The following is a 22,023-nucleotide window of genomic DNA, read 5'->3' as shown; positions in this document are numbered from 1 at the left end:
CTTCCGATCTGCTGCCGGAGGCCGGGCACGGGCTGGGCGCCGACCTCGTCGGCCCGGGGCCAGCCCGCGCGACCCCCGGCCTGCTGCGCGGGGACGGCACGGTCGACCCCGCGACGCTCTGCCCCGTGCCGTTCGCGCCGGGGGCGCTGCTGCGCTGCGACGCGGTCGAGGCGCTGGTCGCGCTCAACGAGGTGTTCCGCGCGGACCACGGCGAGGACCTGCCCGTCGGCGGCACGTACCGCTCGTACGCGGAGCAGGTGCGGCTGCGCGCGGCGAAGGGCGGGCTCGCCGCGCCGCCCGGGACGTCGCACCACGGGTGGGGCGTGGCGGTGGACTTCGAGGGGTTCGGGGGCGTCGGCCAGTTCGACACGCCCCTGTTCCGGTGGATGGTCGAGCACGCACCCGCCTACGGCTGGGTGCACCCGGCCGAGCTCGGACCGGGCGGCGGCGGGCCGCAGGAGCCGTGGCACTGGGAGTTCGCGGGGACCGAGCCGCAGACCGGCCGGTAGAGCGCTCACCCCGCGACGTGCAGCCCGTCCACCGGGTTCAACCGGTACCCGACGCCGCGCACGGTCGTGATCAGCCCGTCGAGCCCGGACTTGGCCCGGACCCGCCGGACGTGCACGTCCACCGTCCGGGTGCCCTCGGACAGGTCCTGGGTGCGCCACGCGGCGGCGTAGAGCTCGTCGCGGGTGACCACGCGCCCGGCGGACGTCGCGAGGTACGCGACGAGGTCGAACTCCTGCCGGGTGAGGTCGACGGCGACGTCGTCCACGACGAGGCGGCGCCCGGGCAGGTCGACGAGGACGGTCGGGGCGAGCGGCAGGGAGGCGAGCAGCGCCTCGAAGCCGCGCAGGTCGTCGGCGGGCCGCGGGGCCGGGACGTCGGCGTGGTGGCCGGTGGTGGGACGGCGGACGGGTGCGGCGGGGGTCAGGACGGACATGCGGGTGCTCCTCGGGGGTCCGCCGCGCGGCTGCGGCGGGGCGGGACCTCGGGGTCCCGCGCGGGTGCTGACGGCTGGGGTGGCGGTCAGGCCCGACAGAGCGTGCGTGCGCAGGCGAGCCGCACGGGGCGGCTGGCGGGGTGCGCGGCGGACATGGCGGCATCATGGCACGCCACGCCCGCCCGCACAGCGGCAGAGCCGGGTCGTCTCACGACCCGGACGCGTGTGACGTCAGCCCGCGGGCGGCTCGGTGACGTCCTGGGTGGGCGTCGGCGCGGGGTCGTCGTCGGCGTCCGGGTCGGGGTCCGGGACGACGACCGGCCACGGCGTCGGGTCGTGCACCGTCGCGCTGGCGTCCGTGCCGACCTCGATGAGCTGCCAGTCGACGATGCGGCGGGTGTCGGGGTCCCAGCGCAGGAGCGTCATCTCCGCGGTGCCCTTGAGCGGGCCGATGCGGGGCTCGTTCTCCTGCGCCCCGGCGGTGGAGGACGAGGTGTACCGGATGCCCTCGCCGATCTGCTCCGGGTCGGTGCGGGTGTGCATGTGCCCGGACAGCAGGGCGGGGACGCACCCGTCGGCCAGCAGGTTCGGGGCGACGCGCGGGTTGTGGAACATCACGACGTCCACGCCGTCGGAGTCCTCGCAGGCGACCTCGGCGAGCCGGGTGCCGACGTCGGCGTACGACTCGTCCTGGGTGGGCTGCTGCAGCAGGCGGTTGGCCTTGGGGTCGTGGTCGCCGAGCAGGCGCATGCCGTGCACGTCGATGACGCCGCCGTCGAGCACCACCGCACCCGCGCGGGCGTACTGCGCCGTGGTGTGCGCGGAGTCGTGGTTGCCGGGGGCCGTGATGAGGTCGACGCCGTCCGGGATGGCGCGCGCGAACGTGGTGACGCAGTACTGCTCCACGGTGCTGCCGTTCATCGTGGTGTCCCCGGCGTCCAGCACGGCGACCGCGCCGGACATCTCGGTGATCGAGGTGATGAGCGGAGCCATGCCGACGTTGCAGTGCAGGTCGGAGATGAGCAGGAACGTGATGGGGTCGCTGCCCTCCGTCGTGGGCGTCGGCGACGGGGACGCCGTGGTGCCGTCGGTGGCGCCGGGCGCGGGGGAGGCGGACGCTGCGGCCGAGGCGGCGGCGGAGGCGGCCTCGCGCTCGACCTCGGGCCGGCGCTCCTCCCAGTCGTCCCACGCGGTGACCAGGGCCTCGCCGGCGGTGTCGTAGAACTCCTCGTTGTCCCGGAACGCCCGGACCACGAGACCGCCGTACGTGTCGACGACGCCGCCCAGCCGCCCGGTGACCCGGGCGCCCTCCAGCGGCGTGCCGTCGAAGACCTCCGAGGCGGGCGTCGCCACCACGCGGGACCGCGCGCGGCCGTGCTCGCTGGCCGTGACGAGCGTCCCGACGAGGACGACCGCGACGCCGCCCGCGACGAGCTGGGTGGCGTGCGGGCGCAGCCGGGAGCCGAGCTCGCGACGGCGGGCGGCGCCGAGCAGCCCCTTGACGACGAACCACGCCGCGAGGACGACGGCGAGGGTGACGAGGGTGCGCAGCGCCGCGTCGGCGACGAGCGCCCGGACCGCGTTCTCGATGGCCGCCTGCGGGCCGGTGAAGAACTGCAGGTAGGAGTTGAGGTCCCCGGTGAGCGCCTGGAGGGTGTCGACGTCGTGCAGCGCATCGACCCCGGCGGGGATCTCCTCGACCGTGACCCGGGCGCCGAGCCACAGGGGCAGCGGCGAGTCGATCTGCAGGGTGCCCAGCGGACCGAGGTCCACGGTGATGGTGGCGTCCGTGGTGACGTCGTACCGGGCCTCGTGCGGCCCGAAGCTCAGCTGCGCCTGCGCGGTGGTGACCCCCGCGACGAGCGACACCAGCACGGCGAGCGCCCCGAGGACGACGGTGCGGGCCCGGGGTCGGCGCGGGCGCAGGCGCCGCGCGACGGGCGCGACCCAGCGGCGCAGCCGGGCGCCGGGCGTCGTGGGGGCGGTCGGCTGCTCGGCCGCGGGCTCGGTGCGGGGGTGCTCGTCGGACATCGCCCCCGAGCCTAGACGCGCAGGTCCGTGCCGTCGCGACGGGGCCGCCGACCCTCGCGACCCGGTCGCCGTCGCGACCCCGCCGTGCTATCCCAGGACCATGGCGTCCCGCGGTCCGGCCTCGTCCGAGAGCACCCTGACCGTGCTGGTCGCCTTCGGGGCGAACGCCCTGATCGCCCTCGCGAAGACGGTCGCGGCGGTGCTGACCGGTGCGGCGTCGATGCTCGCGGAGGCCGCGCACTCGTGGGCGGACACCGGCAACGAGGTGTTCCTGCTGGTCGCGCAGCGCCGGGCCGCCCGCCGCCCGGACGCGGACCACCCGCTCGGGTACGGGCGCGAGGTCTACGTGTGGTCGCTGTTCGCCGCGATCGGGCTGTTCGCCGTCGGCGCCGGGGTGTCGGTGACCCACGGGGTCCAGGAGCTGCTGGACCCGGAGCCCGCGGGGTCGTTCGTGGTCGCGTACGTGGTGCTCGGGGTGGCGTTCCTGCTGGAGGGCACGTCGTTCCTGCAGGCGTGGCGGCAGGCGCGCGCGGGGGCGGCGCGCCGGGACGTCGACCTGTGGCAGCACGTCCTGGACACGTCGGACCCCACGGTGCGGGCCGTGTTCTTCGAGGACGCCGCCGCGCTGGTCGGCCTGCTGATCGCGGCGGGCGGGATCGCGGCGCACCAGGTCACCGGGTCCGCCGTGCCGGACGCGGTGGGGTCGATCCTGGTCGGCGTGCTGCTCGCCGTCGTCGCGGTGGTGCTCATCGACCGCAACCGGCGGTTCCTGGTGGGGGAGGTCGCCGACCCGGCGCTGCGGCGGGCGGCCGTACGCGCGCTGCTGGACCTGCCGGAGGTCGCGCGGGTCACGCAGCTGCGGCTGGAGGTCGTCGGCGCCCGGCAGCTCTACCTGACCGGGGCGGTCGACCTGGCGGGCAACCCCGCCGAGGACGAGGCCGCGCACGTGCTCGCCGCGGTGGAGCGCCGCGTCGCCGCGCACCCGGGGATCGTCGGCGCGGTGCTGTCGCTGTCCGAGCCCGAGGAGCCGTCGCTGGACCCGTCGCTCGACCCCGCCTGAGCCCCGGTCGGCCTCGGGGCGGGACGCCGGCCGGGGTGAAGAACCCGGCATCCGGGCGGTTCCGGGCGTCTCCACGTGCCCGAACGGGCGAAACACGGACGAAACCTGTCGGTCGACAGGCGTAGAGTACGTCCACGAGGGCGTGTCGCTCCGTCGGGATCTCCCGGGCGGCCGCTCGACAGCCCCAGGCGTGCGGCCGCGACTCGCGGCGTGGCGCGCACCTGTCGCCGCGCCCTCCGCGCACCCCGGTGATCCTGGGGCGCGCGGCCGAGGAAGCACAGCACAGCCCTGGAGGGCCTCCGATGAACATGTCCATCGCCCGAGCCGGACGTCCGACCACGCGCACCCTCGGCGTGGTCGCCGCCGCCGTCGCGACGGTCTCCCTGCTCGCCGCCTGCGCCTCCGGCACGGGCACCACCGCGGGTTCCACCGACGACGAGTCGACCGCCGCCGCCGCGGCCGCCGACGTCACGGTGATCGACCAGACCAACCTGCTCCTCGCCACCGCGCAGGAGACCCTGGAGGCCCGCGGCCTCGAGGTGCTCGTCGCGGACGCGTCGGGCCAGGGCCGCACCATCGACGACCCGACCCAGTGGGTCGTCGTCACCCAGGACCCGATCACCGGGACCGTCGAGCCGGGCACCGAGGTCACCCTCACGGTGCGCATGACCACCGACCCGGCGAACTGATCGCACCCGTTCCGGGACTCCCGGAATAATCGCTGGCCCCACCGCGCTGTACCGGGCGAGACTGAGATCTCCCGGTCCGCACGGTGGAGGCAGCATCCCACCGCGGGCGGACCGGCCCGGTCGTGGAGCACGCGCCCCTGGTGAGGGGTGGACGGACACGGACCGGGTGGCTCGTCGCCGACGGTCCTCAACGAGGCCGGGACGGTTCAGGCCGCGCGTGAGAAGGACAAGCGGGCGCGGTGGACGGCGGCGTACGGATGCTGCACCTGGCGCCGACGGCCCCGGGGTCGATCTGCAGGCGAGAGCCGGCGGGTCCCCCGGGGCCGACGTGTTCCCCGGGCAGGGTGGCCGGGTTCGCGACCACCCCTCATGTCGTGGGCCGGTCGGCGGACCGCGCGCGGCGCAGGGCGCGCTCGACCAGGTCGCGCAGCTGCCCCACGTAGCCGCCCCCGAACAGCACGGCGTGCATCCCCACCGGGTACACCTGGTGCAGGCCCACCCGGTGCTGCCAGCCCCGGCGCAGCGGGTGCACCTCCTGGTACCCGGACAGCACCTCGTCCAGGTGCGGGGCCCCGAACAGCGCCAGCATCGCGAGGTCGGACTCCCGGTGCCCGCCGTGCGCCGCCGGGTCGATCAGCGTCGCGCCCGCCGCGCTCCACAGCACGTTCCCCGACCACAGGTCCCCGTGCACCCGCGCGGGCGGGTCGTCGTCGTCCCACGCCCCCGAGCGCAGCACGTCCGCGAGGCGCCGCAGCCGGTCGACGTCCGACCCGTCGAGCACCCCGGCGCGGGCACCGTCGCGTGCCAGCGGCTCCACCCGGCAGTCCGCCACGAACGCTCCCCACGTGGCGTGCTCGCCCGCTGGCATGGGCAGCGGCCGGTCCAGCGGCCCGAAGAAGCCGTCGCCCGACCACCCCGCCGGCGGGCTGCCGAATGCCGGCGCCCCGGCGTCGTGGGTCACCGCCAGGCGGCGCCCGAACGTCCGGGCCGCCTCCCGCGTCGGGGCGACCTCGGTGAGCCGGTCCAGGTCCAGGTGGTCCGCGCCCACGGACCGCACCCGCACCACGGGTGCGCCACCGGGGACGTCCAGCCACGCGAGCCCCGCCGCCTCGCAGGCGAAGAACCCCGCGGGCGCGCCCGCGCGCTGCTTGCGGAAGGTGTCTGCCGGCTGCGTCATGCGCTCCCTCGGGTCCGGCGGTCGGTGGCTGCCGCCCCCTAGTCTGGCGGCGTGCCCGCACCGACGCAGCCCGATCCCGTGCCTGCGCTGCCCGTACCTGCGCTGCCCGTGCCCGCGGCGTTGCGGACCGGGGCGGGGCGGACCCCCGAGGGTGGGGCGTGGATGGCGCACCTGCCCGCGCTGGTCGCGCGAGCCCGGGACCGGTGGTCGCTGGACGTCGGCGGCCCGTTCCCGTCCGGCTCGGCGTCGTGGTGCGCCCCGGTGCGCCGCGGCCCCGAGGACCTCGTGCTGAAGATCTCGTTCCCGCACGACGAGGCCCGGCACGAGGCGGCCGTGCTGCGCGCGTGGCACGGGCACGGGGCGGTCCGGCTGGTCGACGCGGACGCGGGGGACTGGGCGCTGCTGCTCGAGCGGGTGCGCCCGGGCACGCCGATGCGGGCCGTGCGGACCCCGGTGGCGCACCGGCTCACCGCCGCGGCCGACGTGCTGCGCGACCTGCACGCCGTCGCGGCGCCGGACCAGGCGCCGGACCAGGCACCGGACCAGGCACCGAGCCAGACGACGGGCGAGGCACCGGACGCGGTGCCCGACCTCGGCTCGGTCACCGCGGGTCTCGCCGACGTCCTCCGCGACCGTGCCGTCCGTGCAGCGCGCGGGGGCATCCGCATGGATCCGGCGCTGCTGCGCGCCGCTCTCGCGGTGCTCGACGCGGGCCACGCGGGATCGTCCACGCGTCCGGTGCTGCTGCACGGCGACCTCAACCCCGGCAACCTGCTGCTGCTCGACGCGGGCGCGGATGATCGCCGCTGGTGCGCCATCGACCCGAAGGCGCTGCGCGGCGAGGCGGCCTACGACGCGGGGCCGCTGCTGGAGCAGGTCGGCGCCCCGTGGCGGACCCCAGACCCCGTGCGGACCCTGGGTGCCCGCCTCGACCTGGTCGGCGACCGTGCGGGCCTGGACCCGGCCGCGGTGGCCGCGTGGGCGGCGGCCCGCGCGGTGGAGGCCGCGTTCTGGGGCTGGCAGCACGGCCTGCGCGCCCCCGCGCTCCGGCGGCGTCTGGCGGCGGCGGGCGACTGGCTGCGGGTCCGGGACGCGGTCACCGGCTGACCGGTCAGCCGACCGCGCCGCGCAGGTGGTCGAAGACGAGGCTGGTCTCCGTGGACGCGACGTCGGGACGGTCGCTGAGCCGCTCGACCACGAACCGGCGCAGCTCGTCGGTGTCCCGCACGGCGACGTGCAGCAGGAAGTCGTCCGCCCCGGCGAGGAAGTACACGTCCAGCACCTCGGGCCGCGCCGCGACCGAGCGCGCGAACGGCTCCAGCGTCGCGCGCGACCCGGCGGCCATCCGCACCGCGACCATCGCGCGCAGCCCGCGTCCCAGCGCCTCGGGGTCGACGTCGGCGTGGAATCCCCGGATCACCCCGGCGGCCCGCAGCGCCCGGACCCGGGCGAGGCACGTCGACGGCGCGATGCCCGCGGCCTGGGCGAGGGCGTTGTTCGCCATCCGCCCGTCCTCCTGCAGCAGCCGGACGAGCCGGCGGTCCACGGTGTCCAGAGTCGGGCGCGGGGGTCCGGCCGGCGCGCGCCGAACATCGTTCGCCGGTGTGACCGACGTCGCAGGCGCCACCGCAGGATGTTCGGCCATGGTGGCAGCGTAACGAACCGACACGAACCGTTACGCGCAGGACACAGACGGAAGTTCACGCTGGAGGACGACGGGTGCCGGTTGGCGGCCCCGCGTGAGCCGAGGAGCCGGTCATGAGGATCTCGATCCCCGCCGAGGTCAAGAACCACGAGTACCGCGTCGCGATCACGCCCGCGGGCGTGCACCAGCTGGTGGCCGCGGGGCACGACGTGCTGGTGCAGTCCGGTGCGGGCACGGGCTCCGCGATCTCGGACGACGCGTACGCCGCCGCCGGTGCGCGGATCGTCGCCACGGCCGCCGAGGTGTGGGCCGCCGCCGACCTGGTGTGCAAGGTCAAGGAGCCCGTCCCGTCCGAGTACGGGTACCTGCGCGAGGGCCTGGTGCTGTTCACCTACCTGCACCTGGCCGCCGACCGGCCGCAGACGGACGCGCTGCTCGCCTCGGGGGTCACCGCCATCGCGTACGAGACGGTGCAGCTCGCCGACGGCTCGCTGCCGCTGCTCGCCCCGATGAGCGAGGTCGCGGGCCGGCTCGCCGCCCAGGTCGGCGCCTACCACCTGATGCGCAGCGCGGGCGGGTCCGGGCGGCTGCTCGGCGGCGTCCCGGGCGTCCCGGCCGCGAAGGTCGTCGTCATCGGCGGCGGCGTGGCGGGCCAGCACGCGGCCGAGGTCGCGCTGGGCATGCGCGCCGACGTCACCGTCCTCGACCTGTCGGTCCCGCGGCTGCGCGAGCTCGACACCGCCTTCGGCGGGCGGGTGCGCACCGTGGCGTCCTCGGCGTACGCGGTCCGGGAGGCCGTGGCGGACGCGGACCTCGTCGTCGGGGCCGTGCTGGTGCCCGGCGCGCGGGCGCCGCGCCTCGTCACGGACGAGATGGTCGCCGGGATGCGGCCCGGGTCGGTGCTCGTGGACGTCGCGGTGGACCAGGGCGGCTGCTTCGAGTCCACCCGCCCGACCACCCACGCCGACCCCACGTTCCCGGTGCACGACGCGGTGTTCTACTGCGTCGCGAACATGCCCGGCGCCGTCCCGGTGACCTCGACGCACGCGCTGACCAACGCCACGCTGCCGTACCTGACGGCGCTGGCGGACCAGGGCTGGCGGGACGCCGTCGCCGCGGACCCGGCGCTCGCCCGCGGCCTGTCCACGCACGCCGGCGCGCTGCTGCACGCCGGGGTCGCGGCGGCGCACGACCTGCCGCTCGCCGACCCCGCGGGCGTCCTCGCGGGGGCGCGATGACCGCGTCCTCGGTCGGCTCCGCCCGGCCCGGTCCCGGGGTGAGTCCTCGCGGCAGGTGGGTGACGCGGCCCCCGGGTACTCAGCTCCCGGGACAGGGGGTGCTCCCGGGTGGCACGGTGTCCCCGTGGAACCCTTCGAGCTGACCGACGGCGTCGTCCTGCTGCGCGTGCCCGGCGAGGCGGACGTCGACCGCATCACCGCGCTCTGCCAGGACCCGGCGATCCAGGAGTGGACGACGGTGCCGAGCCCGTACGGCCGCGAGGACGCGCTCGGGTTCGTCACCGGCATGGTCCGGTCCGGGTGGGCGGACGGCTCCCAGTTCAACTGGGCCGTGCGCGACGCGGCGTCGGACGTGCTGGTCGGCATGGTCGGCATCGCCGTGCGCGCGGACGGCGCGGGGGAGATCGGCTACTGGCTCGCCGCCGACGCGCGGGGACGCGGGCTCATGGCGCGCGCGGTCGCGCTGGTCGTCCCGGTCGGGTTCGGGCGGCTCGACCTGCCCCGGCTCACCTGGCGGGCGTTCGTCGGCAACGGCCCCAGCCGCCGGGTCGCCGAGCGGGCGGGGTTCCGGGTCGCGCCCGGGGAGCAGACCGCGGACCACCGGGGCGTGCCGCGCGCCGAGTGGGTCGGGACGCTCGACCCCGGCGACGCGGGACGCGTGGGCGCCGTGGGTGCCGTGGGTGCCGTGGGACATGATGGCCCGATGACCACCCTGCTCGACGCGGACAACCCGTTCGCCGCACCGTCCGCCCTGCCCTACGGCCTGCCCGACTTCGCCCGGATCACCGAGGCGCACTACCGGCCCGCGCTCGTCGCGGGCATGGCGGTGCAGCGCGAGGAGGTCGAGGCGATCGCCACCGACCCCGAGGACCCGACGGTCGAGAACACCCTCGAGGCCCTGGAGCGCTCGGGCCGGCTGCTGCACCGGGCCGCCATCGCCTTCTTCAACCAGTCGTCGTCCGACTCCACCCCGGGCCTGGAGGCCCTGGAGGAGGAGATCGCGCCGCTGCTCGCCGCGCACCACGACGCCATCTACCTGGACCGCCGCCTGTTCGCCCGTGTCGAGGCCCTGCACGACGGCGACCTCGACCTCGCCCCGGACACCGCGTGGCTGCTGGACCGCCAGCACACCGCGTTCGTGCGCGCGGGCGTCCGGCTGGACGACGCCGCGCAGACCCGCTTGCGGGAGCTGAACGCCGAGATCACCCGGCTGGAGACCGTGTTCGGCCGCCAGCTGCTCGCCGAGACCAACGCGTCCGCGGTGCTGGTGACCGACGAGGCCGAGCTCGACGGCCTCGCCGACGACGCGCGCGCCGCCGCCGCGGAGGCCGCGACGCGGCGCGGGCACGCCGGGGGCTGGCTGATCGACCTGATCCTGCCGACCCAGCAGCCCGCGCTCGCTTCGCTGCGCGACCGGGGGCTGCGCGAGCGCCTGCACACCGCCTCGGTCCGCCGTGGCGGCCAGGGCGGCGAGCACGACACCCGCGCGACCCTGCTGGCGCTGGCCCGGCTCCGGGCCGAGCGCGCGCAGCTGCTCGGGTACCCGCACCACGCGGCGTACGTCGTCGAGGACGCCACCGCCAAGACCCCCGAGGCCGTCGCCGAGATGCTCGCGCGGCTCGCCCCGGCCGCCGTCGCGAACGCGCGCGCCGAGGCCGCCGACCTGGAGGCCGCCCTGCGGGCCGACGTGCCGGGCGCGACGCTGGAGGCCTGGGACTGGTCCTACTACGCCGAGCAGGTGCGCAAGCAGCGCCGCTCGCTGGACGACGGCCTGCTGCGCCCGTACCTGGAGCTCGACCGCGTCCTGCGCGACGGCGTCTTCAAGGCCGCGGGCGACCTGTACGGCCTGGTGTTCACCGAGCGCACCGACCTCGTCGGCTACCACCCGGACGTCCGCGTGTTCGAGGTCGGCGACGCCGACGGGTCCGGCCTCGGCCTGTTCCTCGGCGACTTCTGGACCCGTGACTCCAAGCGCGGCGGCGCGTGGATGAACAACCTCGTGGACCAGTCGACGCTGCTGGACGAGCAGCCCGTGGTGGTGAACAACCTCAACATCCCGAAGCCGCCGGCGGGGGAGCCGACGCTGCTCACCTGGGACGAGGTCATCACGCTGTTCCACGAGTTCGGGCACGCGCTGCACGGCCTGTTCTCGGCCGTGCGGTACCCGTCGCAGTCGGGCACCGAGGTGCCGCGCGACTTCGTGGAGTACCCGTCGCAGGTCAACGAGATGTGGGCGTGGGAGCCGACCGTGCTGGCGTCCTACGCGGTGCACCACGAGACCGGCGAGCCGATGCCGCGCGAGTGGATCGAGACGATGGCCGCGTCGCGGCAGGACGGCGAGGGCTTCGCGACCACGGAGTACCTGGCCGCCGCCCTGCTGGACCAGGCCTGGTACCGGCTGGCGCCGCAGGACGTCCCGACGGACGTCGCGCAGGTCGAGCCGTTCGAGGCCGCCGCGCTGGAGGCCGCGGGCGTCGCGTTCGCGCCGGTGCCGCCGCGGTACCGCACGACGTACTTCAACCACGTGTTCGGCGGCGGCTACTCGGCCGGGTACTACTCGTACATCTGGTCCGAGGTGCTGGACGCCGACACCGTGACCTGGTTCGAGGAGAACGGCGGCCTGAAGCGGGAGAACGGCGACACCTTCCGGGCGCGTCTGCTGTCGCGCGGCGGCAGCGTCGACCCGATGGCCGCGTTCCGCGACCTGCGCGGCCGCGACCCGGAGATCGCCCCGCTGCTGGTCCGCCGCGGCCTGGAGGCGTAGCACCCGCCCGCCGGGTCCCGGGGCACGAGTCCCGGGACCCGGCCCGGTACCGTGGGGGCATGACTCCCGACGGCCGTACCAGCACCGACGCGCCCACGGGTGCCCCCAGCGCCGCGGAGGCCGAGGTCGTCCGGCTGGCCCAGGAGCTCATCCGGATCGACACGTCCAACTACGGCGACGGCTCCGGGCCCGGCGAGCGCGCCGCCGCCGAGCACGTGATGGGCCTGCTCCAGGAGGTCGGCCTCGACCCGGAGCTCATCGAGTCCGAGCCGGGTCGCGCGAACGTCGTCGTGCGCCTGGAGGGCGAGGACCGGTCCCGCCCCGCGCTGGTGCTGCACGGGCACACCGACGTGGTCCCCGCCGAGGCGAAGGACTGGAAGGTCGACCCGTTCGCGGGCGAGGAGTTCGACGGCATGGTCTGGGGTCGCGGCGCCGTCGACATGAAGGGCATGGACGCGATGATCCTGTCCGTCGTGCGGCAGATGGTCCGGGAGGGCCGCAAGCCCGCGCGGGACGTCGTCGTCGCGATGTTCGCCGACGAGGAGGCGGGCGGGAAGTTCGGCGCCCGGTACCTCGTCGACCAGCGGCCGGAGCTGTTCGAGGGCGCGACCGAGGCCGTGTCCGAGGTCGGCGGGTTCTCCGTCGACGTCGACGGGCGGCGCGCCTACCTGCTGCAGACCGCCGAGAAGGGCATCGCCTGGCTGCGCCTGATCGCGGACGGCACCGCGGGCCACGGCTCGGCCGTGAACGCCGACAACGCCGTCACCGAGCTCGCGGGCGCCATCGCCCGGATCGGCGCGTACCAGTGGGACACCCGGCTCACCCCGACGGTGCTGAGCCTGCTGGAGGGCGTCGCGGACCTCACCGGCCTGCCGCTGGACGTGGACGACCCGCTGGCGATCGACCGGCTCATCGGGGCGCTCGGCCCGGCCCGGCGGTTCGTGGGCTCGTCCATCCGGACGCTCGCGAACCCGACGCAGCTGCACGCCGGGTACAAGACCAACGTCATCCCGGGTCGGGCCACCGCGACGGTCGACGTCCGGCCGCTGCCCGGCGACCACGAGGCCGTCCTCGCGAAGGTCCGCGAGCTCGCCGGCCCGCACGTCCGGGTCGAGCCCGAGCACCTGGACATCGGCCTGGAGGTCCCCGCGACCGGTGCGCTGGTCGACACCATGACCGACGTGCTGCGCGAGCAGGACCCCGAGGCGGTCGTGCTGCCGTACATGCTGTCCGCGGGCACCGACAACAAGTCGCTGGCCCGCCTGGGCATCCACGGCTACGGCTTCGCGCCGCTGCGCCTGCCCGCGGACCTCGACTTCACCGCGCTGTTCCACGGCGTGGACGAGCGCGTCCCGACGGACTCGCTCCGGTTCGGCGTCCGCGTGCTGGACGGGCTGCTGCGCCAGGCCTGAGACGAGCCCGCGCGCCGCGCCGCCCGTGGGGGCGACGGGGCGCGCGGGGTGGCGGTCGTCGGTCAGCCCGTGCCGGTGCTGAGCGTGCTGCGCACCCGGATGATCCGCCGGCGCAGCCACACCTTCCGCTCGCCGCCGGTGTACAGCAGCGTGCGCGCGAGCTCCCAGCGGCCGTGCTCGGCCTCGTCCGTGAGCAGCCGGGACGCCTCGTTCCGGCTCGTCGCGCGGGGGATCGTGAGGACGCGGTACTCGTACTGGCGAGCCGCCTCGAGGCTCGAAGGGCGTCCCGTGGCCGGGTCCTTGCGGGCCATGCCACCACCTACCTCTCCCGTTCGGGTGGATCGTGCGTGCCATTGTGCCTGGTGCGGCGCTACGGTCATCGCATGGCAATCGACCCGCGCGCGGCACTGGACCGCCTCATCGCCGCACTCGAGGCGCACTACACCGCTGTCGCGACCCGGCAGGACGAGGACGACCCGCGCGTGGACGACGCGTACGACGTGCTCGCGGACGCCTTCGAGGTGTACGACGAGGCGCTGGGGACCGTGCACGGGGAGGCCACGCCGTTCTACCTCGCGGAGGAGGACGACGACGAGGACGACGAGGACGACTACGACGACGCGGTCGACGTCGACGCCGACGGCGTGGACGACGAGGACGACGTCCCGCTGCACCGCTGAACCCGCCCCCGCCCAGACCACCGCGCGCCCGGACCGCTCACGAGCGGTCGGGCGCGGCGACGGTGCGGGCGGTGCAGACGGTCGGGCGCGGCGTCACCGCCGCTCGGGGTACCCCAGCGCGGGGGCGCTGACCTCGTCCAGCGCCCGGAGGATCTCCGGCGGCAGCTCGACGTCGTCGGCGGCGAGCGACGCCCGCAGCTGACCGGGGGTGCGGGCGCCCACGATCGCGGACGCGACCTGCGTGCGCACCCGCAGCCAGGCGAGCGCGACCTCCAGCGGCGCCCGGTCCAGGCCCTGCGCGGCGATGACGACGGCCTCGACCACGGCGGCGGCCACGGACCCGAGGTACGGCTCCACGAACCCGGCGAGGTGCGGGGACGCCGCCCGGGAGTCCGCGGGGACGGTGCGCCGGTACTTGCCGGTGAGCACGCCGCGTCCGAGCGGCGACCAGGCGAGGACGCCCACGCCGAGGTCGGCGGCGGCGGGCAGCACCTCGCGCTCGATGCCGCGCTGCAGCAGCGAGTACTCGGCCTCGACGGCGGCGAGCCCGGGGTCCTCGCCGAGCAGGGTCGCGGCGCGCGCGACCTGCCAGCCCGCGTGGTTCGACAGCCCGACGTACCGGGCGCGCCCGGAGTCGACGGCGCGCCGCAGCGCGGACACCGTCTCGGCCAGCGGCGTGCGCGGGTCCGGGGTCTGCACGAGCCACAGGTCGACGTGGTCGGTGCCCAGGCGCCGCAGTGAGGCGTCCAGGGTGTCCAGCAGGGCGCCGCGCGACGCGTCCACCACCCCGCCCTCGGGGGTGCGCCGCACACCCGCCTTGGTGCACAGCACGACCTCGTCGCGGGGGACGACCCGGCCCAGCAGGGAGCCCAGCAGCTCCTCCGCGCCTCCGTCCGCGTAGGACGCCGAGGTGTCGACCAGCGTGCCGCCGGCGTCCGCGAAGTCCCGCAGCTGCTCGGCGGCGTCGTGCTCGTCGGTGTCCCTGCTCCACGTGAGCGTGCCGAGTCCGAGGTGCGAGACCCGCAGGCCGGTCCGTCCGAGCAGGCGCTTCTCCATGCTGTGAGGGTATCGGGGAGACGGCGGGCGTCCGGGCAGGTCGGTGCGGCCAGCCGCTATCGTGGCGCCTCGTGGCAGCGAACACCCCCTCCCTGACCGGTCCCCGCGCATGAGCGTCTGGGAGGCGATCGTCCTCGGCCTCGTGCAGGGGCTCACGGAGTTCCTGCCGGTGTCGTCCAGCGCGCACCTGCGGATCGTCGGCGAGCTCATCGGCTCCGGCGACCCGGGCGCGGCGTTCACGGCGATCACCCAGATCGGCACCGAGACCGCGGTGCTGCTGTACTTCCGCCGCGACATCGCGCGGATCTGCGTGGCCTGGTGGCGCGCGGTGCACGGCGACCTGGGCACGGACTGGCGGTCCCGCACGGGCGCGCCGGTGGGCGGTCGCCGGGACCCGGACGCGCAGATGGCCTGGTACATCGCGCTCGGGTCCATCCCGATCGTCGTGCTCGGCCTGCTGTTCCAGGACGCCATCGAGCAGCCGTTCCGGAACCTGTGGCTGATCGTGCTGACCCTCGCGGGCTTCGCGCTGGTCCTCGACTGGGCGGACCGCCGCGCGTCGAGCGAGCGGCAGCTCACCGACCTCACCCCGCGGCACGCGCTGTACTTCGGGCTCGCGCAGGCGATGGCGCTGGTCCCGGGCGTGTCCCGGTCCGGCGGCACGATCACCGCCGGGCGCCTCATGGGCTACAGCCGGGAGGCCGCGGCGCGGTACTCGTTCCTGCTGGCCATCCCCGCGGTGCTCGGGTCCGGGCTCTACCAGCTCGCCAAGAGCGTCGGGTCGTTCGGCGACGCCGGGACCCCGGGGTTCGGGGTGACGCTGCTCGCGACGGTCATCGCGTTCGTCGTCGGGTACGTCGTGATCATCGGCTTCCTGAAGATCGTCTCGACGTACTCGTACCGGCCGTTCGTGGTCTACCGGATCGGCCTGGCCGTGGTCGTGGCGCTGCTGCTGGTCAGCGGCGTGCTGGACCCGCTCGCCGGCGCCTGAGCCGCCTCAGAGCCAGCGGGACCGCTTGAACAGCCGGAACAGCACCGTCGCGGCGCCCGCCATGAGCACCAGCGCCAGCGGGTACCCCGCGAGCCAGTGCAGCTCCGGCATGTGGTCGAAGTTCATCCCGTAGATCCCGGCGACCAGCGTCGGCACGGCGATGATCGCCGCCCACGCGGAGATCTTCCGCATGTCCTCGTTCTGCCGCACCGACACCCGCGACAGGTGCACCGACAGCATGTCGCCGAGCAGCGCGTCGTGGCCGTCGAGGTGCCGGTCGACCTTGCCGAGGGCCGTGTCGAGGCGCCGCAGCCACCGCATGGTGCGGGTCTCGCGGCGCGCGTCCTCCTCCTCGGAGATGAGCTCCGGCAGCACCGCGAGCAGCGGGACCAGCGCCCGCCGCGCCTCCGCGATCTCCCGCTTGAGGTCGTAGACCACCTCGGCCGGGTCGGGGGTGCCCGGGGTGAACACCTGCTGCTCGACGTCGGCGACGGCCTCGCCGATGCCCACCTCGACCGCGCTCGCGCGGTGCACCAGGGCCATCAGCGCCGCCGCGAACACCTGGTGCGTGCTGTCCTGCGGCAGCCGCTCGGCGTCCGCGAGGTGCTCCAGCACGTCGTCCAGCAGCCCCGTGCCGCCCTCCTCGGCGGTGATCGTCACGTCGTCCACGACGAGCGCCGCCCACAGGCCGGTCGTCACGTCCCGGGTGCGGCCGTCGTACGCCAGCGTCGGGCTCACGAGGTACTGCCCGCCGCCGGGCAGCTTGCGCACCTGCGGGTGCCGCGGGTCGTCGGACAGCCCGCCCTCGACCGCGCGCCGCACCACGGACTCCGGGAGCCCCGCCTGGCGGGCCGCCTCGGCGAGGTGGTCCACCGAGTCGACGTGCACCCACGCCGCCGGGGGCTCCGGGGCGGCCAGCAGCGCCAGCAACCCGTCCGGCGGCGTCGCCGTCCACCCGTCCCCGCCCTGCACCCACGCGCTCTCCACGGAGGCATTGTGCTGGCCGGTGCGCCCGGTCGCGCGCCCCGCCACGCCGCCGTCTCCCACATGCCGACGGGTGAGACACCCACCGCGGGCCCGTGGCGTGCGTCACGGCGGGCAGGCCCCGGGACCGGGGGAGCCGTCGCGGCGGTTAGGCTCGGCGCGTGCTGACCTGGCCCGCCCCGCAGATCCCGCAGCTCCCCGGCCAGGGAGGTCCGGTCCGTGTCCGCGACACGTCGACCGGGGACCTCGTCGTCGCGGCACCCGGTGCCGACGCCACCCTCTACGTCTGCGGCATCACCCCGTACGACGCCACCCACATGGGCCACGCCGCGACCTACGTCGCGTTCGACCTGCTGGTGCGCGGGTGGCTCGACGAGGGCAAGCGCGTCCGGTACGCGTCCAACGTCACCGACGTCGACGACCCGCTGCTGGAGCGCGCCGAGGCCACCGGCGTGGACTGGCGCGACCTGGCGGCCGACCAGACCGCCCTGTACCTGGAGGACATGACGGCGCTCGGCGTCGTCCCCCCGGACGTGTACACCGGCGCGGTCGAGTCCGTCCCGGACGTCGCCGCCGCGGTGCGGGCGCTGGTCGCCTCCGGCGGGGCCTACGTCGTGGGCGCGCCCGACGCCACGGGCGCGGGCAGCGGCGACGTGTACGCGGACCTGTCCGCCGACCCCGACTTCGGCCGGGTCGCCGGGTTCGACCGCGCGCAGATGTCCGCCCTGTTCGGCGAGCGCGGCGGCGACCCCGACCGCCCCGGCAAGCGCGACCCCCTCGACCCGCTGCTGTGGCGCGCGGCCCGCCCCGGCGAGCCCTCCTGGGACGGCGGCGACCTCGGCCCCGGACGCCCCGGCTGGCACATCGAGTGCGCCGTCATCGCCCGCGACGGCCTCGGGCTGCCCTTCGACGTCCAGGGCGGCGGCTCCGACCTGCGGTTCCCGCACCACGAGATGAGCACCTCGCACGCCCGGCTGCTCGACTCCGGGCACGGCGCCCGCACGCACGTGCACACCGGCATGGTCGGGCTCGACGGCGAGAAGATGAGCAAGTCGCTCGGCAACCTCGTCCTCGTCTCCCGGCTGCGCGAGCAGGGCGTCGACGCCATGGCCGTGCGCCTGGCGATCCTCGACCACCACTACGCGACCGACTGGGAGTGGACCGACGAGGTGCTGCGCACCGCGCAGGCCCGCCTGGAGCGGTGGCGCGCCGCCGTGTCCGGCAACGGTGGCCCCGACCCCGACAGCACGCTCGCGGCCGTGCGCGCCGCGCTCGCCGAGGACCTCGACGCGCCGCGCGCGCTGCGGGCCGTCGACGCGTGGGCGGAGCGCTCGCTCACGGGCGTGGCCGACGCCGACACCGTCGAGGGCGCGCCCGGCGTCATCGCCCGCGCTGTCAACGCCCTGCTGGGCGTCCGGCTGTAGCGCGCACGCCGCGGCCCGCGTCGGCGCAGGTCGTGCGCGCGTCGGTGGCGGGAGTGGTGAACGCCGCCCCCACCGGGTCGGGCCGTCGCTAGCGTCTGCGGCGTCGGATCATGGGCGCGAGGGGGGCAGACGTGGGACGCGACGCAGGACGGGTGCTCGGTGTGACGGTGCTGGGCGTGGTCGCGCTGGCGGCGTGCAGCGCTCCCGGCGACCTGGAGATCAGCAACACAGGCCCCGAGGACGTCGTGGTCGTGGTGGACGGCCAGGAGCACGACGTCACCGGCGACGGCGGGGTGCTGCTCCTGGAGAACGGCTGCACCGACGGTGACGTCGTCGTGCGGCGCGCCTCCGGCGTGGAGACGGTCCTCCCGGGGCCGGTCTGCCCGCCGGACCGCGTGCTGGTCGGCGAGACGGTCGCCGAGGTCCGTCCGCCGTCCGGGACCTAGGTCGCCCCGTCCTGGGCTACGTGGTCGCGCACGTCCGGGGCCGCGCGGCGGGCGGCTCGGGGGAGTGGTTGCAGGTCGACCCGCGCTGGCACGGCCTCGACTGGGACGGCGCGCTCGGCGCGGTCGCGCACGACGCGCCCGGGACCGGCGGGGTGCGACGCCACGCACGGGTGAACTTCGCGCTGGACCCGACGTCCGGCAGCGGGCCGCTGCCGCTGGTCGGGGGTGCGGGGTCCGCGACGCGGGGCCGGAGGGCCTGGGCTTCCCCGGCGCGGTCGTCCCGGCGGCGTTCTGGCCGGACGCCGCCGCGTTCCTGCGTGCGGGCGGGGCGTCGTGGTCGAGCAGGACGGGGAGCCCGCGGCCGTCGCGTTCGCCTGCTACCGGTGGGACGACCGCCTGGAGATCGGCATCGAGACCCGCCCCGTGCACCGGGGGCGCGGCCTCGCCCGCCTCGCGGCGACGGCGATGGTGCGGCGGGTGGGCGCCGCGGGGCTCGTCCCGGTGTGGTCCTGCCGCGAGGACAACGCGGGGTCGGTCCGCCTCGCACGGTCGGCGGACTTCGTGCCGGTGACCCGCGCGCCGTACTTCCACGTCCCGCCGGCCTGACCGGCCCTCGGCCGCACCCGCCGCGGGGTCACTCCGTCGGGTGATGCCGCAGGTCGCGTCTGTCGCAGGACTGCGACAGCGCCGCGACGGACCCGCGACCTCCCTGTCCGGAATGTCGCTTACGGTGCTGCCATGCCAGCCGTCACCCGCGTCCGCGCGGCCGCCCTCACCGTCTCCCTGCTGCTGCTCCCGGCGTGCTCGGCGGGGAAGCCCACCCCCGAGCGGTCCGCCGACCGTCCCGCCGAGGCCGCCGCGCCCACCCCGAGCGCCTCCGCGGCGCAGCGGGACGCGCGCCCCGCCGTCACCGGGTACGCGCCCGGGGAGATCCCGCCCGTCCCGCTCGTGGTGCTGCCCGACCTGTCGATGCTGGACGCGTCGCTCGCCGGGTTCGCGCTCGACCTGGACGCGGCCGTGGGCGACCTGCCCGGGATCACCGTCACCCCGACGCGGTGCGACGCGACCACCGGCGCCGTCGAGTCCAGCCGCGGCGCGCTGCTCGCGTACGGCGACGGGTCCGGGGTGTTCACCGGTCCGGACGGCGGCGTCGTCAACTACGGCGACGGGTCGGGGACCTACACGATCGCCGGCACCACGGTCACCGTCTACGGCGACGGGTCCGGGACGTACTCCGCGGGCGGCACCCAGGTGGTCGCCTACGGGGACGGCTCCGGGCTGTACGACGACGGCACCACCGCGGTGACCATCCACAGCGACGGGTCCGGATCGTGGGCACGGGGAGACCGCTCGATCGTCAACTACGGGGACGGCTCCGGCCTGTACACCGACGGCGCGACCCGGGTCGTCAACTACGGGGACGGCTCCGGGCTCTACGACGACGGCGACCTCGTCGTCCAGAACTGGGGGGATGGCACCGGGACCGTGGACGGCGTGCCCGTCGAGGTGGACCCGCTGCCCGTCGTGCCGCCCCTCGGGGCGTTCCCGTCGATGGGCGTCATCGCCCCCGTGGAGTCCTGCGGGGCGACGCTCACGCTCGACGCGGGGGTGCTGTTCGACTTCGGCTCCGCCGAGATCCGGCCCGACGCGGCCGCCGCCCTGGACACCCTCGCCGCCGCCCTCGCCGACGTCGCTTCACCCGCGGGCACCGTCGCGGGGCACACCGACTCGGTGTCCTCGGCGGAGCTCAACCAGCGGCTGTCCGAGGACCGCGCGGACGCGGTGGCCGCCGCGCTCGCCGACCGCGGCGTCACCACCGCCTTCGACGTGGTGGGCCGCGGGGAGGACCAGCCGGTCGCGCCCAACGAGGTCGCGGGCCAGGACAACCCCGCGGGGCGCCAGCTCAACCGCCGGGTGGAGATCCTGCTGCCGTCGGTGACGTCGTGACGCGCCTGCGAGCGGGCGTCCTCACCCTCGGCTGCGCGGCGGTGCTGCTGGGCGGGTGCAGCGTGGAGGTCGTCGACGACGACGCCACGCGACCCGCCGACGCGCCCGGCACGACGGACCCGACCAAGCCCGGTCTGCCCGGGGGGACCAGCGCCGCGACCGGGCTGCCCACCCGCGCCGACCTGCTGCGCGACCTCAGGACCGAGCACACCTGCGGCGGCGGCGACCTGGACCTCCCGGTCGCCGGGACGACGGCCGAGGTCGTGGACGACTGCGCGACCCTGACCGTGTCCGGCGCTGCGGCGGTGGTCGTGGCGGGGGAGGTCACTGACCTGGTCGTCGCGGGCGCCGGGGCGACCGTCGTGGTGCGCAGCGCGGCGTCCGTGACCATCGACGCCGCCGACGTGACCGTCGCGTGGGAGGGCGGGAGCCCCCGGGTGACGGACCACGCCGCAGGCGGCACGTACGGCACGGCCGCCCCGTGACCCGGTCCCCGGACCCCCGGCCCCAGCCGAGGAGCACCCCGTGAGCGCACCCCAGCCGTACCCGTACCCGTACCCGGTCGCGCCGCGCCGGACCAACCCGCTGGCGGTCGTGACGCTGGTCCTCGGGCTGTGCGGGTTCGCCGTGCTGCCGGTCGTCACCGGGCACGTGGCGCTGGCGCAGATCCGGCGCACCGGTGACGGCGGCACCGCCCTGGCGGTCGTCGGGCTGGTGCTGGGCTATCTCGCCGCGGCGGCGTACGCGCTGGTGCTGCTGCTCGTCGTGGCCGGGTTCGTCGTGTGGGGCGGCGCGTCGTGACGGGCGCCCCGCGGGTGCTGCTCGTGGACGACGAGGAGGCGGTGCGCGAGGGCCTGGCGTCGTTCCTCGCACGCAGCGGGCTCGACGTGGCGACTGCTGCGGACGGCGAGGAGGCGCTCGCGACGCACGCCCGGTGGCGGCCGGACATCCTGGTCTGCGACGTGCTGATGCCGCGCCTCGACGGGCGCTCGGTCGTGCGTCGTCTGCGAGCCGCGGGCGACTGGACCCCGGTGGTGCTGCTGACCCAGGTCGGCGAGTCCTCCGAGCGGTCGGCGGCGCTGGACGAGGGTGCCGACGACTACCTGAACAAGCCGTTCGACCCCCAGGAGCTGCACGCCCGCGTGCGCGCCGTGCTCCGCCGGGCGGTGCCGGGTCAGCCGTCGCTGGCGGCGGCCGAGCGCCTCGAGAGCGGTGGGCTGCTGCTCGACCGCACGGCGCGCCGGGTGTGGCTGGACGGCCGCGAGGTCACGCTGACACCCCGCGCGTCCCTGCTGCTGGACTACCTGATGACCCACCCCGACGAGCTGCACACCCGCGAGCGGCTGCTGGAGGCGCTGTGGGGGTTCGAGCTCGCGGTGAGCAGCCGCGCGGTGGACCACCGCGTCGCGGAGATCCGCCGGGTGCTGGGCGACGACGCGGCGGCGCCGCGGTTCGTGGAGACGGTGCCGTCGCTCGGCTACCGGTTCTGCGGTCCGGTGCGGCGCGGGGCGCGACCGTGACCCCGACGCCCCCTCC

At 76.1% G+C, this 22,023-nt stretch carries 23 protein-coding genes and 1 pseudogene; 17 read left to right on the top strand and 7 right to left on the bottom strand.

All coding sequences use genetic code 11. The features are described 5' to 3' along the window. Positions 1-509, top strand: a 509-nt coding sequence (locus EBM89_RS04465; RefSeq protein ID WP_199731971.1) for a M15 family metallopeptidase, incomplete at its 5' end; no start/stop codon positions are given. A gap of 5 nt (positions 510-514) precedes the next feature. On the opposite strand, the gene EBM89_RS04460 is transcribed toward EBM89_RS04465, so the two are convergent. Both EBM89_RS04460 and EBM89_RS04455 read right to left on the bottom strand, forming a co-directional pair. After that, on the bottom strand, positions 515-943 hold the full coding sequence (locus EBM89_RS04460; RefSeq protein ID WP_122148255.1) for a winged helix-turn-helix domain-containing protein: 429 nt from the start codon (positions 941-943) through the stop codon (positions 515-517). 231 nt (positions 944-1,174) lie between these two features. Then, positions 1,175-2,974, bottom strand: coding sequence for a metallophosphoesterase family protein (locus tag EBM89_RS04455; protein ID WP_122148254.1), 1,800 nt, complete (start codon positions 2,972-2,974; stop codon positions 1,175-1,177). Positions 2,975-3,074: 100 nt separating this feature from the next. Here EBM89_RS04455 and EBM89_RS04450 point away from each other — a divergent pair, with 100 nt between their 5' ends. Both EBM89_RS04450 and EBM89_RS04445 read left to right on the top strand, forming a co-directional pair. Continuing rightward, positions 3,075-4,034, top strand: a complete 960-nt coding sequence (locus tag EBM89_RS04450) for a cation diffusion facilitator family transporter (protein WP_122148253.1) — start codon at positions 3,075-3,077, stop codon at positions 4,032-4,034. 302 nt (positions 4,035-4,336) lie between these two features. Continuing rightward, positions 4,337-4,723, top strand: coding sequence for a hypothetical protein (locus EBM89_RS04445; protein ID WP_122148252.1), 387 nt, complete (start codon positions 4,337-4,339; stop codon positions 4,721-4,723). 367 nt (positions 4,724-5,090) lie between these two features. Here EBM89_RS04445 and EBM89_RS04440 read toward each other — a convergent pair whose 3' ends face one another. After that, complete coding sequence (locus EBM89_RS04440) at positions 5,091-5,900, bottom strand: fructosamine kinase family protein (protein ID WP_122148251.1); 810 nt, start codon at positions 5,898-5,900, stop codon at positions 5,091-5,093. Between the two features lie 162 nt (positions 5,901-6,062). On the opposite strand from EBM89_RS04440, the gene EBM89_RS04435 reads away from it, so the two are divergent. After that, a complete protein-coding gene (locus tag EBM89_RS04435; RefSeq protein WP_122148250.1) occupies positions 6,063-7,007 on the top strand; it encodes an aminoglycoside phosphotransferase family protein in 945 nt (314 codons plus the stop codon). Positions 7,008-7,011: 4 nt separating this feature from the next. On the opposite strand, the gene EBM89_RS04430 is transcribed toward EBM89_RS04435, so the two are convergent. After that, positions 7,012-7,446: an Lrp/AsnC family transcriptional regulator gene (locus EBM89_RS04430; protein WP_233571532.1), complete on the bottom strand. Its 435-nt coding sequence runs from the start codon at positions 7,444-7,446 to the stop codon at positions 7,012-7,014. Positions 7,447-7,658: 212 nt separating this feature from the next. Between EBM89_RS04430 and ald the strand changes: the two genes are divergently transcribed. The 4 genes and pseudogenes from ald (at position 7,659) to EBM89_RS04415 (ending at position 12,959) form a co-directional block, all read left to right on the top strand. After that, positions 7,659-8,783, top strand: coding sequence for an alanine dehydrogenase (gene ald / locus EBM89_RS04425; protein WP_122148248.1), 1,125 nt, complete (start codon positions 7,659-7,661; stop codon positions 8,781-8,783). Positions 8,784-8,838: 55 nt separating this feature from the next. Then, a pseudogene (locus tag EBM89_RS21980) lies at positions 8,839-9,342 on the top strand (GNAT family N-acetyltransferase); the annotation flags it as partial. A gap of 144 nt (positions 9,343-9,486) precedes the next feature. Then, positions 9,487-11,547 carry a M3 family metallopeptidase gene (locus tag EBM89_RS04420; protein WP_233571533.1) on the top strand — a complete coding sequence of 687 codons (2,061 nt, stop codon included), beginning with the start codon at positions 9,487-9,489 and terminating at the stop codon, positions 11,545-11,547. Positions 11,548-11,606: 59 nt separating this feature from the next. Then, the gene (locus EBM89_RS04415; RefSeq protein WP_122148246.1) at positions 11,607-12,959 is read left to right on the top strand and encodes a M20/M25/M40 family metallo-hydrolase; all 1,353 of its coding nucleotides are present in this window, start codon (positions 11,607-11,609) and stop codon (positions 12,957-12,959) included. Positions 12,960-13,021: 62 nt separating this feature from the next. On the opposite strand, the gene EBM89_RS04410 is transcribed toward EBM89_RS04415, so the two are convergent. Then, positions 13,022-13,270, bottom strand: coding sequence for a DUF5703 family protein (locus EBM89_RS04410; protein WP_122148245.1), 249 nt, complete (start codon positions 13,268-13,270; stop codon positions 13,022-13,024). 72 nt (positions 13,271-13,342) lie between these two features. Here EBM89_RS04410 and EBM89_RS04405 point away from each other — a divergent pair, with 72 nt between their 5' ends. Further along, positions 13,343-13,639 (top strand): primosomal protein, encoded by a 297-nt coding sequence (locus EBM89_RS04405; RefSeq protein WP_122148244.1) that lies wholly within the window; start codon positions 13,343-13,345, stop codon positions 13,637-13,639. A 93-nt stretch (positions 13,640-13,732) separates the two neighbouring features. Here EBM89_RS04405 and EBM89_RS04400 read toward each other — a convergent pair whose 3' ends face one another. Further along, a complete protein-coding gene (locus EBM89_RS04400; RefSeq protein WP_122148243.1) occupies positions 13,733-14,695 on the bottom strand; it encodes an aldo/keto reductase in 963 nt (320 codons plus the stop codon). Between the two features lie 109 nt (positions 14,696-14,804). Between EBM89_RS04400 and EBM89_RS04395 the strand changes: the two genes are divergently transcribed. Next, entirely contained in the window at positions 14,805-15,686 is an 882-nt protein-coding gene (locus EBM89_RS04395) for an undecaprenyl-diphosphate phosphatase (protein WP_122148242.1), read from the top strand. Positions 15,687-15,692: 6 nt separating this feature from the next. On the opposite strand, the gene EBM89_RS04390 is transcribed toward EBM89_RS04395, so the two are convergent. Further along, complete coding sequence (locus EBM89_RS04390; RefSeq protein WP_158609485.1) at positions 15,693-16,673, bottom strand: CorA family divalent cation transporter; 981 nt, start codon at positions 16,671-16,673, stop codon at positions 15,693-15,695. Between the two features lie 158 nt (positions 16,674-16,831). Between EBM89_RS04390 and mshC the strand changes: the two genes are divergently transcribed. From mshC to EBM89_RS04355, 7 genes are all read left to right on the top strand, one after another. Beyond that, positions 16,832-18,094 (top strand): cysteine--1-D-myo-inosityl 2-amino-2-deoxy-alpha-D-glucopyranoside ligase, encoded by a 1,263-nt coding sequence (gene mshC / locus EBM89_RS04385; protein ID WP_122148240.1) that lies wholly within the window; start codon positions 16,832-16,834, stop codon positions 18,092-18,094. A 131-nt stretch (positions 18,095-18,225) separates the two neighbouring features. Next, a complete protein-coding gene (locus tag EBM89_RS04380; protein ID WP_147463446.1) occupies positions 18,226-18,540 on the top strand; it encodes a hypothetical protein in 315 nt (104 codons plus the stop codon). A 225-nt stretch (positions 18,541-18,765) separates the two neighbouring features. Then, the gene (locus EBM89_RS04375) at positions 18,766-19,146 is read left to right on the top strand and encodes a GNAT family N-acetyltransferase (RefSeq protein ID WP_122148238.1); all 381 of its coding nucleotides are present in this window, start codon (positions 18,766-18,768) and stop codon (positions 19,144-19,146) included. Between the two features lie 132 nt (positions 19,147-19,278). Continuing rightward, the gene (locus tag EBM89_RS04370) at positions 19,279-20,487 is read left to right on the top strand and encodes an OmpA family protein (protein WP_122148237.1); all 1,209 of its coding nucleotides are present in this window, start codon (positions 19,279-19,281) and stop codon (positions 20,485-20,487) included. Next, positions 20,484-20,972, top strand: a complete 489-nt coding sequence (locus EBM89_RS04365) for a DUF3060 domain-containing protein (protein ID WP_122148236.1) — start codon at positions 20,484-20,486, stop codon at positions 20,970-20,972. Before EBM89_RS04370 ends, EBM89_RS04365 begins: the two co-directional genes overlap by 4 nt. A 40-nt stretch (positions 20,973-21,012) precedes the next feature. Continuing rightward, positions 21,013-21,288 carry a DUF4190 domain-containing protein gene (locus tag EBM89_RS04360; protein ID WP_122148235.1) on the top strand — a complete coding sequence of 92 codons (276 nt, stop codon included), beginning with the start codon at positions 21,013-21,015 and terminating at the stop codon, positions 21,286-21,288. Further along, the gene (locus tag EBM89_RS04355; RefSeq protein WP_122148261.1) at positions 21,285-22,007 is read left to right on the top strand and encodes a response regulator transcription factor; all 723 of its coding nucleotides are present in this window, start codon (positions 21,285-21,287) and stop codon (positions 22,005-22,007) included. Before EBM89_RS04360 ends, EBM89_RS04355 begins: the two co-directional genes overlap by 4 nt. Positions 22,008-22,023: the final 16 nt, after the last annotated feature.

It is taken from the genome of Cellulomonas triticagri (assembly GCF_003696205.1).
Classification (GTDB): domain Bacteria; phylum Actinomycetota; class Actinomycetes; order Actinomycetales; family Cellulomonadaceae; genus Cellulomonas; species Cellulomonas triticagri.
This window is presented reverse-complemented; position numbering and strand designations above follow the sequence as displayed.

What these genes read in the sequence shown, in the direction of transcription:
- EBM89_RS04435 (WP_122148250.1), top strand. Translation starts at nt 6,063, where the DNA reads ATGGCGCACCTGCCCGCGCTGGTCGCGCGAGCCCGGGACCGGTGGTCG.
- EBM89_RS04440 (WP_122148251.1), bottom strand. Translation starts at nt 5,900, where the DNA reads ATGACGCAGCCGGCAGACACCTTCCGCAAGCAGCGCGCGGGCGCGCCC.
- EBM89_RS04400 (WP_122148243.1), bottom strand. Translation starts at nt 14,695, where the DNA reads ATGGAGAAGCGCCTGCTCGGACGGACCGGCCTGCGGGTCTCGCACCTC.
- ald (WP_122148248.1), top strand. Translation starts at nt 7,659, where the DNA reads ATGAGGATCTCGATCCCCGCCGAGGTCAAGAACCACGAGTACCGCGTC.
- EBM89_RS04420 (WP_233571533.1), top strand. Translation starts at nt 9,487, where the DNA reads ATGACCACCCTGCTCGACGCGGACAACCCGTTCGCCGCACCGTCCGCC.
- EBM89_RS04405 (WP_122148244.1), top strand. Translation starts at nt 13,343, where the DNA reads ATGGCAATCGACCCGCGCGCGGCACTGGACCGCCTCATCGCCGCACTC.
- EBM89_RS04450 (WP_122148253.1), top strand. Translation starts at nt 3,075, where the DNA reads ATGGCGTCCCGCGGTCCGGCCTCGTCCGAGAGCACCCTGACCGTGCTG.
- EBM89_RS04415 (WP_122148246.1), top strand. Translation starts at nt 11,607, where the DNA reads ATGACTCCCGACGGCCGTACCAGCACCGACGCGCCCACGGGTGCCCCC.
- EBM89_RS04460 (WP_122148255.1), bottom strand. Translation starts at nt 943, where the DNA reads ATGTCCGTCCTGACCCCCGCCGCACCCGTCCGCCGTCCCACCACCGGC.
- EBM89_RS04370 (WP_122148237.1), top strand. Translation starts at nt 19,279, where the DNA reads ATGCCAGCCGTCACCCGCGTCCGCGCGGCCGCCCTCACCGTCTCCCTG.
- EBM89_RS04445 (WP_122148252.1), top strand. Translation starts at nt 4,337, where the DNA reads ATGAACATGTCCATCGCCCGAGCCGGACGTCCGACCACGCGCACCCTC.
- EBM89_RS04410 (WP_122148245.1), bottom strand. Translation starts at nt 13,270, where the DNA reads ATGGCCCGCAAGGACCCGGCCACGGGACGCCCTTCGAGCCTCGAGGCG.
- EBM89_RS04395 (WP_122148242.1), top strand. Translation starts at nt 14,805, where the DNA reads ATGAGCGTCTGGGAGGCGATCGTCCTCGGCCTCGTGCAGGGGCTCACG.
- EBM89_RS04455 (WP_122148254.1), bottom strand. Translation starts at nt 2,974, where the DNA reads ATGTCCGACGAGCACCCCCGCACCGAGCCCGCGGCCGAGCAGCCGACC.